Source organism: Roseobacter litoralis Och 149 (assembly GCF_000154785.2).
Classification (GTDB): domain Bacteria; phylum Pseudomonadota; class Alphaproteobacteria; order Rhodobacterales; family Rhodobacteraceae; genus Roseobacter; species Roseobacter litoralis.
The window spans coordinates 152,156-168,195 of record NC_015730.1 but is presented as its reverse complement, the minus strand read 5'-3'; the positions used below and the strand labels follow the sequence as shown (position 1 = coordinate 168,195).

Below are 16,040 nucleotides of genomic sequence, written 5' to 3'. Positions count from 1 at the left end.
TATATGGGATGTGCAGCCCGGCAAACAAAGGGGAAAAATCGACAAGCGACATCCTGCCGGTAAAAATCACGTTTCCAGTTCAACCGCCTCATAGGCAAGCATGGCGCGTTTCATGGGTATTCCCCAGTGATATCCCCCCAATCCCCCCGATTTACGCAGGGCGCGATGACAGGGAATGATCCAACTGATCGGATTTCTGCCCACGGCAGTGCCAACCGCGCGCACCGCACGCGGCGCACCAACAGCTTGGGCGATTTCGGAATAGGTCGTGACATGGCCCGTCGGAATGGACAAAAGCGCTTCCCAGACTTTTATCTGGAATGGCGCACCAATCAAAAACAACGGTGTGGTATCCAGCGCCCCGTCTTTGGCCCCAAACGCCTGCAACACCCATGGGCGCAGCATCATCGGGTCTTCGACATAGGACGCCTGCGGCCAGCGCGCGGCAAGATCTTCGAATGCCGGTTCCGCGCCCATTTCCGCTGCGAAACCGATGCCACATATGCCTTTTTCCGTGCCCATGACGATTGCCGGGCCAAAGGGGCTTTCGAACCAGCCCCAGTATATGGTCAGGCCAGCCCCTTTGCGCGCGAACTCCCCCGGGCTCATCGCTTCCCATCTCAGGAATAAATCGTGCAGCCGACCGCTGCCGGACAAACCGACCGCATGAGATGCCGCGAGCGTCGAAAACCGTTCGCTCAGCAGCGTCTTGGCGTGCCCCAGTGTCAGATATTGCTGATACCGTTTCGGGGAAACGCCCACCCAACGCGAGAACACGCGTTGGAAATGCGCCGGGCTCATTCCCATATCCGCCGCAATGTCGTCGAGGGAAATGGGATGGTCGGTTTGATCAATCAGATCAATCGCCCGGCGGATCACGTGGTAATGATAGGCGCCTTCGGAATCTTGCGGCAGGGTCTGGTGCTGTGTCATGGCGTATGTTTACGCCGTTATCGAGGGCCACGCGACCCGTTTCATGCGGTTATACGACGTCCCGGTTCACAGAAAATTACGATACTGCATGTAGGCACGCAACGACGGTTTACGCCGCACAGTCAAATCGGCGGATCATGCTCTTGCCCGTCCGTAGGAAAGAACGCATACCACCACCATGGCAAAACAACTCGATTATCATACGATCCGGGAGATTTTCACCCGCTTTCGCGCGGCTGATCCTGAGCCCAAAGGCGAGCTGGAGCATGTGAACGTCTATACACTGGTTGTGGCTGTCGCCCTCAGCGCGCAGGCAACGGACGCGGGCGTCAACAAAGCCACACGTGCGCTGTTCAAGATCGCAGACACGCCACAAAAAATGCTGGACCTCGGGATTGACGGTGTCACCGAACACATCAAGACGATCGGTCTCTTTCGTCAAAAGGCCAAGAATGTCATCAAGCTGAGCCAAATTCTTGTGGATCAATATGGCGGCGTCGTCCCAAACAGCCGCGCCGCATTACAAAGCCTACCGGGCGTGGGTCGCAAGACGGCCAACGTGGTGCTGAACATGTGGTGGCAACAGCCTGCACAGGCCGTGGATACGCATATCTTTCGGCTCGGGAACCGCACCGGGATCGCGCCAGGCAAGACAGTCGATGTCGTCGAACGCGCCATCGAAGATAACATTCCGGCAGATTTTCAATTGCATGCGCATCATTGGATGATTTTGCATGGGCGCTACCACTGTAAAGCGCGCAAACCACTGTGCCGGACCTGCATTATAAACGATCTCTGCCCATTTGAGGACAAAACCGAATGACAAAATACGAAGTGGTCGGCATCGGAAACGCCGTTGTCGACGTGATCAGCCATGCCGATGACAGTTTTCTCGCTCATATGGGCATCGAAAAAGGCATCATGCAGCTGATCGAACGCGACCGGGCCGAGGTGCTTTATGGCGCGATGCAGGATCGCCTGCAAACACCGGGCGGCTCGGTTGCCAATGCCATTGCGGGTGTCGGCGCTCTTGGCCTGCCGACTGCCTTTATCGGGCGTGTGCACGACGATGCCTTGGGCCGGTTTTACGCAGAGTCCATGCGCGATGGCGGCACTGATTTCGTGAACGCGCCTGTGCAGGGCGGGGATTTGCCAACCTCACGTTCCATGATTTTCGTCTCCCCCGATGGTGAGCGGTCGATGAACACATATCTGGGCATCTCAACGGACCTTGGCCCGGCGGACGTGCCCGAAACAGTCGCATCCAATGCCAAGATCATCTTTCTTGAGGGGTATTTGTTTGACAAGGACCACGGCAAAGAGGCGTTTTTGCAAGCCTCCCGTCTGGCTTGTGCGGCAGGCGGTAAAGCAGGGATCGCCATTTCCGACCCCTTTTGTGTCGAGCGGCACCGCTCTGATTTCCTGACGCTGATCGAGAACGAACTTGATTACGTGATCGGCAATCAGCACGAAATTGAATCGCTGTTTGAGACCGATCTTGAAACCGCGCTCGCGAAAACGGCCGCGATCTGCCCCTTGGTGGTATGCACACGATCAGGCGACGGCGTCACCGTCGTTTCCGGCAACGAGCGCATTGATGTTCCCGTGCAGACAGTCACACCCGTGGACGCAACCGGTGCAGGCGATCAGTTCGCCGCCGGGTTCCTCTATGGCATGGCAACGGGCCGCGATCTGACGACCTGTGCACGGATGGGCAATCTTTGTGCGGCCGAAGTCATCAGCCACGTCGGCCCACGGCCCCTGATCGACATGATGGCCGAATTCCGCAAGGCCGGGTTAGCCTGACAATGCTTGGCGATGGCTTTCATACTATCCCCGCTGGCAAGGTGGCGATGATCGTCACCTATCTTGAAATGCGCCAACAGGTCCCCATAACCGAGCGCCCGCTGCCGCCCAACCTGACGTTTCGCAGAGTTGAAGCCGATCCGCTCTGGTTTCGCGATGTTTTTAAGCGCGTGGGGTCGCTGAACTGGCTTTGGTATGGTCGGCTGAAACTGAACGACACAGATTTGACCGCGATCTTGCAAGACCCGAAGGTCGAACATTACACGCTGACCAAAGATGGCACGGACGAAGCCCTGCTGGAACTGGATTTTCGCGAGGATGGCGTCTGTGAACTGGCGTATTTTGGCCTGACCCCTGCTCTGATCGGCACCGGCGCCGGGCGCTGCCTTATGAACGAAGCGATCACGCGGGCCTGGACCAGGCCCATTTCGCTGCTGCACGTGCACACCTGTACACTCGACAGCCCGCAAGCGCTCCATTTTTACCGCCGCAGCGGTTTTACCCCCGTCCGGCAAGAAGTCGAAATAGACGATGATCCGCGTATCGCTGGTATTCTACCCAGAAACGCAAGCCCGAACGTGCCAATCTTTGACCCCTAAAGATGCGCCTCAAAGGCATCCAATACGGCCACGTAAACGTCGCGCTTGAAGGGAACGATATTCTCAACCAAGTCCGCCGCAGGTAGCCAGCGCCACTGTGAGAACTCCGGATGTTCGGTCACGATGTTGATATCGCTGTCTGCCCCGTGAAAGCGCATCAGAAACCACTTCTGCTCTTGCCCACGGTATCGCCCCTTCCACAGCTTTGGCACCAGATCAAAAGGCAGCTCATAGGGCAGCCAGTCTTCCGTCTCCGCCACCACCTCGGCCAATTCAGGGTTCACACCCGTTTCTTCCCATAACTCACGCAGCGCCGCAGCGCGCGGGTCTTCACCTTTTTCAACACCACCCTGTGGCATCTGCCATGCGGCAATATTGTTGTCGCGCCGCTGCCCGACGAAAACCTCGCCCTGACCGTTCATCAACATCACACCCACACAAGGACGATACGGCAGCTTGGCGATCTCTTCTGGGGTCATGACGGGTCCTTTTCCGCTGGGTCGCATTTTGGTTTTTCATGTGCTTAATGATTTGTCAGGCATACGCAAGAAACCCATCGCACGAAAGCCCGGTTGCGCCAAAAGGGATCAAGACCACCCCAGCATACGCATTTGCGATTGTGACGCGGCGTTGTGCGTGACAGGCTTTGCCGGATAATGCGATGTCACAACAATAACGACCGGGGAGGGTTTCGAATGGCCAACTATCCAAATCTACTGGCGCCGCTGGATCTTGGCTTTACGACGCTGAAAAACCGCGTGTTGATGGGGTCGATGCACACTGGTCTGGAAGAAACCAAGGACTGGAACCGGGTCGCTGAGTTTTATGCCGAACGCGCCAGAGGCGAGGTCGCCTTGATGGTCACAGGCGGCATTGGCCCCAACCTCGAAGGCTCTGTCCTGCCCGGCGCGGCCATGATGGTCAGCGATCAGGATGTGGCAAACCACAAGATCATCACGGATCGCGTGCATGCGGCGGGCGGCAAAATCGCCATGCAAATCCTGCACGCGGGTCGCTACGCCTATGGGCCAAAATGCGTCGCACCCTCGGCCATCAAGTCCCCGATTTCGCCTTTCGCGCCGACCGAGTTAGACGCCGATGGGATCGAAAAGCAAATCAGCGATATCGTCTCCTGCGCCGCCCGCGCGCAGGCCGCCGGATATGACGGCGTCGAGATCATGGGCTCTGAGGGATATTTCCTGAACCAGTTTCTGGTCACCCATACCAACAAGCGCACCGACGGTTGGGGCGGGTCATATGAAAACCGCATGCGCCTGCCTGTTGAGGTCGTGCGCCGCGTCCGCGCGGCTGTGGGCGCGGATTTTATCATCATCTACCGCCTGTCGATGATTGACCTGATCCCGAACGGCTCCACCCATGATGAGGTCGCCCAACTGGCACAGGCGGTCGAGGCGGCAGGGGCCACGATCATCAACACAGGCATCGGCTGGCACGAAGCGCGCATTCCGACAATCGCCACATCCGTACCCCGCGCGGCCTTTGCATGGGTCACCAAAAAGCTGATGGGCAAGGTCGGGATTCCGGTCATTACCTCCAACCGCATCAACACGCCCGAAGTTGCCGAGGAGGTGCTTGCTACCGGATGCGCTGATATGGTGTCGATGGCGCGCCCCATGCTGGCGGACGCGGATTTTGTGCTCAAAGCCATGCGCGGCAAATCGGGCGAAATCGCACCCTGCATCGCCTGCAACCAGGCCTGTCTGGATCATACGTTCAGCGGCAAGATCTCCAGTTGTCTTGTCAACCCGCGCGCCTGTTATGAGACTGAACTGACCATCGAAACTGCGGCACAACCAAAGACCATCGCCATCGTGGGGGCAGGCCCCGCAGGCCTCTCCACGGCAATCACAGCGGCGCAGCGGGGCCATAATGTCACGCTGTTCGATCAGGCGGATGAAATCGGCGGCCAGCTCAATATGGCGAAACAGGTGCCGGGGAAGGAAGAGTTCTGGGGCCTTGTGGATTGGTACCGTACCATGCTGGACACCACCGGTGTCACGGTTTCACTGGGGCAGCCCGTAGGTGCGGGCGATCTGAAATCCTATGATGAGGTGATCGTTGCAACAGGTGTGGTCCCGCGCGATCCCGGCATCCAAGGGCAGGATGCACCTAATGTTGTCAGCTATATCGAGGTGTTGCGCGGCACGGCGCAGGTTGGAAAACGCGTTGTGATCGTGGGCGCGGGCGGCATCGGGTTCGACGTGGCTGAATACCTTGTTCACGAAGGCAAGAGCCCGACGGTAAACCTGCCCGAATGGATGCGTGAATGGGGTGTCTCCGACCCGAGCGAAAACCGGTCGGGTCTTGCACCAGAGGGGCCGCAACCCGCTCCGCCCGCGCGTGATGTGACCTTGTTGCAGCGCAAGGCGGAAAAGCCCGGCAAACGGTTAGGCAAGACCACAGGTTGGATACACCGAGCGGCGCTGGCAATGAAGAATGTAAAGATGATGGGCGGCGTGAATTACGAAAGTGTTCAGGACGGCGGGCTATTGGTATCCTTTGGCGAGGCCCGCGAAAACCCCACGCTGATCGAGGCCGACACAATCGTGATGTGCGCAGGGCAGCTGCCCGAACGAACGCTCGCTGATGCACTCGATGGCGCAGGCACGCCCTACCATATCATCGGTGGCGCGGATGTTGCGGCTGAACTGGATGCCAAACGCGCGATTGATCAGGGCACGCGTTTGGCTGCGATACTCTAATCGGTCATTCGACCGTGATGGTGATCACTTTAGACACGACGGGCGTTGAGTGTGGAACGTGCCCCGCGTCACCCAAAACCAGCTGCAGCGTATGCCGCCCGACCGGCAAATCTATTTCCGTTTCAGTCTGACCGCCACCGAAATGGATGTGGTTTTCGTCAGACGGGATACCATTTGCCAATTCATCTGCGCCATCTTCACCCTCACCCAAAGGGGGGCGGTTGATAAAAAGGTGGTGATGCCCCGTCATCTCCGCTTCCGATCCCGCAGGGGCGACGCCCATGCCGCGCAACCCAAATTTCACGCGGAATGGTGAAGAAACAGTTTGTCCGTCCTCAAGGTTGATAAAGTACACTTCTGAATCGGGGTTTGCCGGCGTCTCACCCCCGGCCCATCCAAAAGATGTGGTCAGGATAAGTGCCAAGACAAAGCTGGTAATGCGTTTCATTTCAGAATCCTCCCTTAGATTGTATTCATAGAGGGTAGCCTAAGCCGATCACACGTCCAGCAATACAGGCAGAACCGCCTCCTCAACACATTGTGTAGCTTCAGCGTTTCCGACGCTGCGAGCAACTCTGGAATGATTCTCAATTGCGGTTTTTCAGCTACACGCCGCGCCTCATTCGGACCGAATTGCGCCACATTTTCGACAAATTTCAGATCAATTTGACTAAGATTGCTCATTTCTCGCTATGATTGAAGCGCTAAAGAACGAACCGAAATCAACCAACTCCGTACCGAAACCACCATAAAATGCAGGCTATCGCATCAGTATTCGCCCCAACGGTTTCCACATAACGAACGATCTGGTCAAAAAACGTGATACTGTCTCAGACCTGCCGCGTTCCTGCCCGAATTGCCCGTCATAAAAGACGGCGAAGTAATTCGAAGGGAAGAGTGATGGACCGGCTCACGGAAATGGAAGCCTTTGCGATGGTTGTGGATCAGGGTGGCTTTACCGATGCTGCCAAGAAACTGGGCATCTCGAAATCCGCCGTCTCGAAACATGTGTCCTCCCTTGAGGCGCGGCTCGGCGCACGGCTTTTGAACAGAACAACGCGGCGGGTCAGCCCGACCGAAATCGGTCTTGCCTATTACGACCGCGCACGCCGGGTTTTGAACGACGCAGGAGAGGCCGACGCATTGGTGACATCCATGCAAAGCGCGCCTTCGGGGCTATTGCGGATTTCTGTCGCCACTGATTTTGGCGTGAACCACCTGTCGCCCGTTCTCAGCGAATTTCTATCGGATTTCCCGGATATCACCGTCAACATGGTGCTCAACAATCGCTACGTTGAACTGATCTCGGAAGGCTTCGACATGGCCGTGCGGATAGGCGAGCTTGAGGACAGCACATTGCGCGCGCGCAAACTGACCGAGACGACCAAACGGATGATCGCAAGTCCGGGTTACTTCGAAAAATACGGACGTCCCGAAAAGATCGATGACCTCAACGCACATAAGTTACTGCACTATTCCAACCAGTCCTCGGGCAACGTGTGGAAAATCACCGCGCCTTCAGGTGAAAAGCGTCAGGTGCGTACCGCTGGCTGGCTTAGTGTCAATGATGGTCAATCCTTGCTGAACGCCGCCATTTCAGGGCTTGGGATCGCGTATCTCCCCAGCTTTCTGTACGCGGACGCGATGGAAAAAGGTCTGGTTGAAGACGCAATTCCCGATCTCCCAATGGAAACGCAAGGCATTTACGCGGTCTATCCCCCCGGTCGTTTCACCCAACCCAAGGTGCGCGCTTTCATCGATTTTCTGGTCAACTCCTTTGCCGAAAAAGGACCTGCGGAATGGTAAAGCTCCCCGCGCAGTCGGGTATCGCAGATATTAAGGGCGCGCGATACGACTATTGAGTATTTAACAAAACCACTTCTACGCGACGGTTTTGCCTACGCCCTTCGTCCGTGAGGTTCGTTGCAATCGGTGCCAGATAGCCCATGCCCTCTGCATCAACCTTGTCAGGCGCAACGCCATATACCTCGATCAACCGTGCGCGGACCGATTGCGCCCGCGCGCGTGACAGCGAGATATTCGTGGCAAGCGCGCCAGTCGTGTCGGTATGACCAACCAATGCAATGCGTATACCCTCTGTAGTCGACAAAAATTCCGAAAGCTCTTTGAGTGCCGGAAACGGGCCCGGCCCGAGATCCGATGTACCAATCGCGAACGCAAGTCCTGGCAGAACATAACGCCCGTCCTGTGGCAGCATCTGAACGCTTTGATCCAAATTTCGCTCTGCAAGAATGGGTTCACGTTCTGCAGGCCGCTCTCTGGGTACAATCACGGACAGATCTGTGTTTTCGTCGATCGAAACGACCTGCACATAGGATGATGATGCCGTCGTGCTGACCAGGATGCCGACCGCTTGCCGGGGTCCGTCCGGCTCTGCTGAAAACGCCGTCAGATAGCGGTATTGTGAAATGTTGACGTACATGTTGGGGCCCGGCAGCACCTCAATGTTGAACCGGAAGTCGAAGCCTCCACATGTGGGCGCGTCACATTCGAATGCCAGATCAAACCCCTGCGCCTGCAACTGGGCCCGCAACGGGGTGATCACCTGCAAGGGGGTTAATCCCGGTGAGGATATGCGCCAGCTGCGGCGTAAAACTCTACCCTCCATGGATCGTGCGGGCACAGAAGCGCCATCAAACGGCGCTACCGGCAGATCGAAACTGTCCACAGGTGACGCGCGTTCCAGTGTCAGCGTGGCACTCGCGGGCAATTCCAGTTCAAGTGCCGCAAGAGGGGCGGCCAATCCCGTCAGGGCCAACGTCACCGCGGCGCAAAATGCATGCCATATGCTCATCTGGCCTGTGCGTGATATTCAGCGTTCGGGCGCATATCCGTCGCACTTGCCACCCGGTTGGTCATGTTGAAAAAGCCCGCCACATTGGCAATGTCCCAGATATCGGCGTCGCTGAAGCCTGCATCGCGCAACGCTTGCCTGTCAGGTTCTTCTATGGTCGCGCTTGCCTGCGTCATTTTCGTGGCAAAATCCAGCATGGCCCGGTGACGCGAATCCAGATCAGCCACCCGGTAGTTCATCACCAGCGCTTCGCCCAAAGCCGGATCACCAGACATTGCGCGCACCGCCGCACCATGGGCAACAAGACAATAAAAGCACTTGTTGATAGAGGACACGACGACCGCAATCATTTCGCGTTCCAGCTTGCTCAGCCCCGAAGGCGCGAGCATCAGATTGTTGTACATGCCGGTGAACGCGTCCAGTTTATCAGTGTCAAACGCATAGGCCTTCAGGACATTCGGGATCATCCCCAGCTTTTCCATGCAGACATCAAAGTATTTTTGCGTATGGGCCGGAAGCGGGTCCTGCATTGGCAGGTTCAATGCTGTTGGAAGGGAATGATCAGCCATGACGAAGGTCTCCGGTAAGGATTTTATGACGATAATGGTACTGCGCCGCCGGTTCAAAGCCCAGACTGGAATAAAGGGCCAGCGCTGCTGTGTTCTCTTTAGTGCACAAGACAGCCATGGTTTCCGCCTGCTGCGCGCGCGCCCAAAAGGCAGCCTCGCGCATGATCCACTGCGCCGTTCCCTGACGACGGTGTTCGGGCAGGACCTCAACGGCATGCACCATCGCCACAGAACCATGTGCGGCCACAAAACCCGTGCCCGCCGGGCGCTGATTGTTGCGCGCCAGAATGGCCGTTTTCACCTTGGCGCGCGCCATGACCTCCAGACGGGCCGGACCGATCCCGCCCTTGGCCCAGATTTCAGCCATGATCGCCAAGGGCTCCCAAATGGTGAAGGCCGCTAAACGTGGCACCGGCTGGCCCGTCAGCGCAGCAACCGGAGACGTCAGGATCACAACCGGATCGATCAGACCGTAGCCGCGTGCATCAAGCGTCGCGTCAAGCGTGTCGTCCGTCTCCCGCAACATGAACAGCGCATCCTGACCAAGCTGTTTCATCTCCGCCTCGGCAGCTTCGATATCCGGGTCAGAAATGCCCGCACGCAGCGTCGCCGCCGAAACACGCTTGCCGCCCCCTTGTCCCTCGCGCAGCAGCCAATGCGCGGTTTCGATATACCGTGCCGCAGGCCATGTCGCATCCACCGCGGCAAAGAGTTGCGCCTGCGTCAGGGTCACCGTTGCAGCGCCAGTGCAAGTTTGGACATCGCCTCCTGCACAACAGAGGCATCCGTACCCCGGATCACAATATTTGCCCCATAGCTGCCTGTCGTCTTTTGAAACGGATAGGACCCCATGCTGAGGTCCGGGTATTGCCGCGCCAACTCTCCCAAGGGCCCCGCGATGTCCCCTTCGCCCCGGTCAACCTGCAGCGTTTCAGAAATGATCCGCGCGCCGCTGGTCAGGGTCGGCAGGACCGCCGCAACCATGGCGCGGAAAACCGACGGCACACCAGCCATCACATAGACATTTTCGACGACAAACCCCGGTGCCACGGAAACGGGGTTGTCGATCAGCACGCCGCCTTCGGGAATACGGGCCATCCGCAACCGCGCGGCGTTCAACTCAGTGCCCGACTTGGCGTAATGCGCCTCAAGCAGCGCGCGCGCATCGGCGCGGATATCAATCGAGCGATCAAAGGCTTCGGCGATACAATCGGCGGTAATGTCGTCATGGGTCGGTCCGATCCCCCCGCTGGTGAACACATGCTCATGCCGCTGCGACAGGGCGCGCACGGCCTCGATAATCGTGGCCTTTTCATCCGGCACAACGCGCACCTCACGCAGATCGATCCCGGCTTCGGTCAATTCGCCTGCCAGATGATACATATTCGCGTCGCGCGTCCTGCCGGACAGGATTTCGTCTCCGATGACCAACATGGCGGCACTGGGGTTTGGCATGTCTCAAGCGTCCTTGCGTCTGTCTTCGCGGCAGGTATAGACCTCAGATCATGCGCTTTCAAACCGAACTTGTCTCCGCCCGTCTGACACGCCGCTATAAACGCTTTCTGGCGGATTGCGTGCTTGATGCCGACGGTGCAGAGGTCACGGCCCATTGTGCCAATCCCGGCTCCATGATGGGTCTGGCAGCACCCGGCACCCGTATCTGGCTTGAACCGAACGATGACCCCAAGAAAAAGCTCAAATTCGGCTGGCGTCTGGTGGATCACGAGAACGGGCATTTCACCGGTGTGGATACTTCCCTGCCTAACCGCGTGCTGAAAGAAGCGCTCAAGGCCAGACATGTGGAGGCCCTGTCGGGCTATGGCACCGTCAGACCCGAGGTCAAATACGGTCAAAACAGCCGGATTGACTTTCTTTTGAGCGAGGAAGGCCTGCCGGATGCCTATGTCGAAGTCAAAAGCGTGACCCTGAGCCGCCAGACCGGGCAGGCTGAATTCCCCGACAGTGTCACGGCGCGCGGCGCCAAACACCTGCAAGAACTGGCCACTATGGCGCAGGCGGGTCATCGAGCGATCATGCTTTACCTTGTGCAACGCACGGATTGCACAAGTTTCACGCTGGCAGAGGATATCGACCCGACCTACGCCGCGGCATTTCGCAGCGCACGGGACGCTGGCGTTGAAACTCTTTGTCTGGGCACCAATATCTCGGCGCAGGGCATTGAGGTCGCAGACGCGATTTCCATTCGCCTGTGATGTGGTCTGGTTCTCGCACCCAAGGCGCGTTAGAAGGCCGCGAAAGACGCACGATGGAGACGCAGGTGAATCAGGACCTCAAAGGCCGCCAGACCAAGGACGGCATCAGGATATACGACGCCGCAGATTTCGCAGGCATGCGCAAGGCCGGTGCGCTGACGGCGCGGATACTGGACGACATTGCCGATCTTGTTTTCGTCGGGCAGACCACGGGTGCCATCGACAAGAAGATCGAAGAGATGGTCGAAGAGGCGGGCGCCACCTCTGCCACGATCAATTACAAAGGCTATAAACACGCCAGTTGCATTTCGGTCAACAATGTCGTCTGCCATGGCATTCCCGGCGCGCCGATCCCGAAAAGTGGTAGCGAGACAATTTCCAAGGATCCGGAAAAGCGCCGCGATGACGATGTGCTGCGCGATGGCGACATCCTGAACATCGACGTCACTGCGATCGTGGATGGCTGGTTTGGTGATTCCAGCCGGATGTATGTGGCAGGCACCGCGCCGAAAAAGGCACAGAAACTCATTCAGGTGACGCATGACGCGCTGATGCTCGGTATCGAAGCCGTCAAACCCGGCAACACATTTGGTGATATCGGATATGCCATCCAGAGTTTCGTGGAAAACAACCGCATGTCAGTCGTGCGGGATTTCTGCGGTCATGGGTTGGGGCGTGTGTTTCATGCACCGCCCAACGTCCTGCACTATGGCCGACCCGGCACCGGCGCGGTTCTGGAAGAAGGCATGTTCTTTACCATTGAGCCAATGGTAAATCTGGGGCGGCCCGAAACCAAAACGCTGGCCGACGACTGGACCGCAGTGACACGGGATAAAACACTCTCTGCGCAGTTCGAACATTCCATCGGTGTGACGGCGGATGGTGCGGAGATCTTTACGCTGTCCCCTGCTGGCAGGTTCCACCCGACATCCGGCTAAGCATCGTCCATACGCTTTGACGCCTCTTCGCGCAGCAAGGCCAGCAACAGTGTTTCACCGCCCCACGGCTGCACCGCATCGCCGATAAACACCGGCCCGGCGCTTTTGCGTGGCGGTTCTGGTTTGGCTGTGTCCCGCGCGGGCATGGACCAAAGATGCGACAGGGAGGTTGCGAACATATCGCAGCCTAGCACATCATGGGGCGGTTTTCGACAACAAGGTGATATGTGTGTCGCCGTATTTCCTGTGATCGACCTCGGTATATCCTGCGGGCGGCGGCATCGCGCTGGCCTCTTCCCAGACCACGAACGCATCCGGTGACAGCCAGTTGCCCGCCTCGGCACGTGCAAGGGCGGCCGCGCCAAGGCCCTTGCCGTAGGGTGGGTCCAGAAACACCAGATCAAAGGGCGCCGATTTACACTCTGGCAACTGACGCACATCGCAGCGGTGTATCTGCGTCAGGTCTTCAACCCGCAATTTGCGGATATTTTCCCGCAGCAAACGCCCCGCAACGCGCCCATCATCCACGAAACTCACATGCGCCGCCCCGCGCGACAGGGCCTCAAGCCCCAAAGCGCCAGTCCCTGCAAACAGGTCGAGCACACGCGCGCCGTCGATCACATCGTGATGGGAAAGAACACTAAACAGGCTTTCGCGCACGCGGTCCGTCGTTGGGCGCAGGTGCGCGGCGGCGTCGCCTTTGCCCACGCTGGCAAGCGCGACGCTGCGAAACTGGCCTGCGATAATTCTCACCCCTGCAACAGCGGCTTGAGGTCTGCCGATGGGTCCGCAACGAGGGTGCGATCCGCCGTTTTCCCCGCCTCGATCAACCGCTTTCCAATCATATAGGCGCGCGGGTCGTTCATCGCATCCACAGCCAAAAGCCTGTCGCTTTTGTAGTACCAGAATGACGCCGTTTGCCCCTCACCAATGCGCGGGACAACATCTGAATAGCCTGTATTCAACCCGGCAATCTGCAGCTTTACATCGTACTGATCCGACCAGAACCAAGGCTTGGCGGTATATTCCTTTTCAGCGCCCATGATGTTTTCGGCCACGGTTTCCGCCTGATCAATGGCATGCGGCACGCTCTCGAGCCGGATACGCCCTTGCTGATAGGGAAAAGACGCGCAATCCCCCGCCGCCCAGACATGCGGCGCCGAGGTGCACCCATGCTGATCCGTAGCGATCCCGTTATCAATCTTAAGCCCGGCGGCTTCGGCAAGCCCGGTGTTCGGCGAAATACCAACCCCAACAATCACGTAGTCAACCGCGATTTCCGAGCCGTCTGATAATTGGGCACCGGTCACTGTTTCAGCGCCTATCAACCGTTCCAGCCCGATTCCCTCGCGCAGATCGACGCCGTGCCTCATATGTAGAGTACGGAAATAATCACTTGTTTCCGGCGCGGCAACGCGTTGCAGAATTCTGTCAGACATTTCAACGAGGGTCACACGCAACCCCAATTTGGACGCCACCGCTGCGGCTTCCAGCCCGATGTACCCACCGCCAACGATCAAGACCCGAGCGCCTGCACGAAAATGCGATGTCATCGCATCAGCATCCGCCAGATCACGCATCACAAAGACATGGCCAAGATCGCCGCCAATCGCGGCAGGCAGACGGCGCGGGGTAGACCCTGTGGTAAAGACCAGATCGTCGAAGTCCAGCGTTTCGCCTGCCAGATGGACCTTGCGCGCACCGGCATCGACGGCATCCACGACCGTGTTCAGACGCAGGTCGATGTCATTTTCCGCATAAAACCGTTCCGGCCGCAGGAACAGACGCTCAAGCGCCATCTCGCCCATCAAATAGGCCTTGGACAAGGGCGGGCGCTGATAGGGTGCAACCGCTTCCGCACCGATCAGGGTCACCTGACCGTCGAACCCGCTGTTGCGCAGCTTGGCCACGCAGGACGATCCCGCCTGACCCGCTCCTATAACCACGACATGGCTCATATTGCTCTCCCCCTATCGGAAACTACTGGTCGCCCAAGACCCCGCACCCTATATCTTTGCCAAGACCAAACGCAAATACCTGAAAGGCTTAGCACATGACAATTTCGCAAGGCGATCAACTTCCCGACGCAACTCTGGTGCACATGGGTGCGGAGGGACCAGCGCCTGTCTCAATGGCCGAGAAAACCAACAACCGTAAGGTTGTAATCTTTGCAGTGCCGGGCGCGTTCACGCCCACGTGCCATTCCGCACATGTTCCAAGCTTCGTGCGCACGAAAGCACAGTTCGACGCCAAGGGCGTGGAGGAGATCATCTGTGTTTCGGTGAACGACCCTTTCGTCATGCAGGCATGGGGCGAAGCGACTGGCGCCACGGCAGCAGGCATTACAATGCTTGGCGATGCGGACAGTTCATTCACCAAAGCGCTTGGCATGGACTTCAGCGCGCCACCCGCAGGGCTGACGGATCGGTCCAAACGCTATGCAATGCTGGTTGAGAACGGCAAGGTGACCTTGCTGCAGGAAGAAGAGAGCCCCGGCACCTGCGAAGTCTCCGCTGGTGAGGCGCTTTTGGCGAACATGTAGAAACAAGTCAGCCCGGGCGATATCTGTCACCCGGGCTGCTTTATGTCGTGGCAGCGTTAACTTGCCGCTTGAACGATGGTTGTTGTGGGGAATGGGATATCCACGCCGCCAGCATCCAAGGCCTCTTTGACCTTGCGTTTCATATCGGCCTGATAGCCGAACAATTCACCCGCATCGCACCAGACCCGCACCAGAAAATCGACCGAGCTTGCGCCGAGGTTGTTGACCTGAATGAACGGCGCTGGGTCGGCTTTGGAACGTGGGTCAGCCATGATTGTATCGCGAATGATCCTCTCGGCCTCCGCGAGGTTCACGCCGTACCCTACACCAAACGTCCATTCAGCGCGGCGCGTGGCATTGGCAGAGTAATTCGTGATCACATTGCCCCAAACCTGCGCGTTGGGGATGATAACCTGCGCATTGCTGAGGTCTGCGAGTTCGGTAAAGTTCAGGGTCAGGGATTGAACCGTGCCCATTGTCCCGCCGACATCGACAAAGTCACCCAGTTTGATCGGCCTGAACAGGATCAGCATCACGCCAGCCGCGATGTTGGACAAAGTGCCCTGCAAGGCCAGACCAACGGCAAGACCGGCTGCACCGATAACCGCAACCACCGATGTGGTCTGGACGCCAAAGGTGTTCAGGACAAATAGGATTGCAAAGCCGAGCACCAGATACCTGACAATGGCCGATAGAAAGTCGAACAACATATCATCAAGGTTCTTATGCTTGCGCCCAAGCGCACGGACCCGCCCCTGAAGCCAGGCCGAAATGATCCAGCCGAGGATCAGTATCGCAATGGCCGCCACGACAGATCCGACTGCAGACATCAAAAATTCTATCGAAAGCAGATCTGCGACCGTCTTTCCCTGCCATACTTCAGTTTGCAATAATCCCTGCAT

19 protein-coding genes are annotated in these 16,040 nt (G+C 57.8%); 8 read left to right on the top strand and 11 right to left on the bottom strand.

Translation table 11 applies throughout. The annotated features are described in order from the left end of the window. Nucleotides 1-66 precede the first annotated feature (66 nt). Nucleotides 67-933 carry a methylated-DNA--[protein]-cysteine S-methyltransferase gene (locus RLO149_RS00845; RefSeq protein ID WP_013960151.1) on the bottom strand — a complete coding sequence of 289 codons (867 nt, stop codon included), beginning with the start codon at nucleotides 931-933 and terminating at the stop codon, nucleotides 67-69. A gap of 178 nt (nucleotides 934-1,111) precedes the next feature. Between RLO149_RS00845 and nth the strand changes: the two genes are divergently transcribed. From nth to RLO149_RS00830, 3 genes are read left to right on the top strand one after another with little or no spacing between them, the layout of a single operon-like run. Next, nucleotides 1,112-1,756: an endonuclease III gene (gene nth, locus RLO149_RS00840; protein ID WP_013960150.1), complete on the top strand. Its 645-nt coding sequence runs from the start codon at nucleotides 1,112-1,114 to the stop codon at nucleotides 1,754-1,756. Beyond that, entirely contained in the window at nucleotides 1,753-2,739 is a 987-nt protein-coding gene (locus RLO149_RS00835) for an adenosine kinase (protein WP_013960149.1), read from the top strand. Before nth ends, RLO149_RS00835 begins: the two co-directional genes overlap by 4 nt. A 2-nt stretch (nucleotides 2,740-2,741) precedes the next feature. Continuing rightward, nucleotides 2,742-3,338 (top strand): GNAT family N-acetyltransferase, encoded by a 597-nt coding sequence (locus tag RLO149_RS00830; protein WP_013960148.1) that lies wholly within the window; start codon nucleotides 2,742-2,744, stop codon nucleotides 3,336-3,338. Here the strand turns inward: RLO149_RS00830 and RLO149_RS00825 are convergent. Further along, on the bottom strand, nucleotides 3,335-3,817 hold the full coding sequence (locus tag RLO149_RS00825; RefSeq protein WP_013960147.1) for an RNA pyrophosphohydrolase: 483 nt from the start codon (nucleotides 3,815-3,817) through the stop codon (nucleotides 3,335-3,337). The genes RLO149_RS00830 and RLO149_RS00825 overlap by 4 nt on opposite strands. Before the next feature lie 216 nt (nucleotides 3,818-4,033). On the opposite strand from RLO149_RS00825, the gene RLO149_RS00815 reads away from it, so the two are divergent. Further along, a complete protein-coding gene (locus tag RLO149_RS00815) occupies nucleotides 4,034-6,061 on the top strand; it encodes an NADPH-dependent 2,4-dienoyl-CoA reductase (RefSeq protein WP_013960146.1) in 2,028 nt (675 codons plus the stop codon). A gap of 4 nt (nucleotides 6,062-6,065) precedes the next feature. On the opposite strand, the gene RLO149_RS00810 is transcribed toward RLO149_RS00815, so the two are convergent. Then, a complete protein-coding gene (locus tag RLO149_RS00810; RefSeq protein WP_013960145.1) occupies nucleotides 6,066-6,509 on the bottom strand; it encodes a DUF4399 domain-containing protein in 444 nt (147 codons plus the stop codon). Nucleotides 6,510-6,961: 452 nt separating this feature from the next. Here RLO149_RS00810 and RLO149_RS00805 point away from each other — a divergent pair, with 452 nt between their 5' ends. Further along, the gene (locus RLO149_RS00805; protein WP_013960144.1) at nucleotides 6,962-7,867 is read left to right on the top strand and encodes a LysR family transcriptional regulator; all 906 of its coding nucleotides are present in this window, start codon (nucleotides 6,962-6,964) and stop codon (nucleotides 7,865-7,867) included. 49 nt (nucleotides 7,868-7,916) lie between these two features. Here RLO149_RS00805 and RLO149_RS00800 read toward each other — a convergent pair whose 3' ends face one another. From RLO149_RS00800 to RLO149_RS00785, 4 genes are read right to left on the bottom strand one after another with little or no spacing between them, the layout of a single operon-like run. Next, nucleotides 7,917-8,876: an OmpA family protein gene (locus tag RLO149_RS00800; RefSeq protein WP_013960143.1), complete on the bottom strand. Its 960-nt coding sequence runs from the start codon at nucleotides 8,874-8,876 to the stop codon at nucleotides 7,917-7,919. Beyond that, entirely contained in the window at nucleotides 8,873-9,445 is a 573-nt protein-coding gene (locus RLO149_RS00795; protein ID WP_013960142.1) for a peroxidase-related enzyme, read from the bottom strand. The genes RLO149_RS00800 and RLO149_RS00795 overlap by 4 nt, the downstream gene beginning before the upstream one ends. Continuing rightward, the gene (locus tag RLO149_RS00790) at nucleotides 9,438-10,178 is read right to left on the bottom strand and encodes a GNAT family N-acetyltransferase (RefSeq protein ID WP_013960141.1); all 741 of its coding nucleotides are present in this window, start codon (nucleotides 10,176-10,178) and stop codon (nucleotides 9,438-9,440) included. The genes RLO149_RS00795 and RLO149_RS00790 overlap by 8 nt, the downstream gene beginning before the upstream one ends. Then, nucleotides 10,175-10,900 (bottom strand): competence/damage-inducible protein A, encoded by a 726-nt coding sequence (locus RLO149_RS00785; RefSeq protein WP_013960140.1) that lies wholly within the window; start codon nucleotides 10,898-10,900, stop codon nucleotides 10,175-10,177. The genes RLO149_RS00790 and RLO149_RS00785 overlap by 4 nt, the downstream gene beginning before the upstream one ends. Nucleotides 10,901-10,950: 50 nt before the next feature. Between RLO149_RS00785 and sfsA the strand changes: the two genes are divergently transcribed. Beyond that, entirely contained in the window at nucleotides 10,951-11,658 is a 708-nt protein-coding gene (sfsA, locus tag RLO149_RS00780) for a DNA/RNA nuclease SfsA (protein WP_013960139.1), read from the top strand. Nucleotides 11,659-11,711: 53 nt separating this feature from the next. Further along, nucleotides 11,712-12,596 carry a type I methionyl aminopeptidase gene (gene map, locus RLO149_RS00775; RefSeq protein ID WP_044025494.1) on the top strand — a complete coding sequence of 295 codons (885 nt, stop codon included), beginning with the start codon at nucleotides 11,712-11,714 and terminating at the stop codon, nucleotides 12,594-12,596. Here map and RLO149_RS00770 read toward each other — a convergent pair. From RLO149_RS00770 to RLO149_RS00760, 3 genes are read right to left on the bottom strand one after another with little or no spacing between them, the layout of a single operon-like run. Further along, nucleotides 12,593-12,775 carry a hypothetical protein gene (locus RLO149_RS00770; RefSeq protein ID WP_044025155.1) on the bottom strand — a complete coding sequence of 61 codons (183 nt, stop codon included), beginning with the start codon at nucleotides 12,773-12,775 and terminating at the stop codon, nucleotides 12,593-12,595. The genes map and RLO149_RS00770 overlap by 4 nt on opposite strands. 16 nt (nucleotides 12,776-12,791) lie before the next feature. Continuing rightward, the gene (rsmD, locus tag RLO149_RS00765; protein ID WP_013960137.1) at nucleotides 12,792-13,349 is read right to left on the bottom strand and encodes a 16S rRNA (guanine(966)-N(2))-methyltransferase RsmD; all 558 of its coding nucleotides are present in this window, start codon (nucleotides 13,347-13,349) and stop codon (nucleotides 12,792-12,794) included. Continuing rightward, nucleotides 13,346-14,554, bottom strand: a complete 1,209-nt coding sequence (locus RLO149_RS00760) for an NAD(P)/FAD-dependent oxidoreductase (RefSeq protein ID WP_013960136.1) — start codon at nucleotides 14,552-14,554, stop codon at nucleotides 13,346-13,348. Before RLO149_RS00760 ends, rsmD begins: the two co-directional genes overlap by 4 nt. Nucleotides 14,555-14,649: 95 nt before the next feature. Between RLO149_RS00760 and RLO149_RS00755 the strand changes: the two genes are divergently transcribed. Then, a complete protein-coding gene (locus RLO149_RS00755) occupies nucleotides 14,650-15,138 on the top strand; it encodes a peroxiredoxin (RefSeq protein WP_013960135.1) in 489 nt (162 codons plus the stop codon). Between the two features lie 56 nt (nucleotides 15,139-15,194). Here the strand turns inward: RLO149_RS00755 and RLO149_RS00750 are convergent, their stop codons facing one another. After that, nucleotides 15,195-16,040, bottom strand: a complete 846-nt coding sequence (locus tag RLO149_RS00750) for a mechanosensitive ion channel family protein (protein WP_013960134.1) — start codon at nucleotides 16,038-16,040, stop codon at nucleotides 15,195-15,197.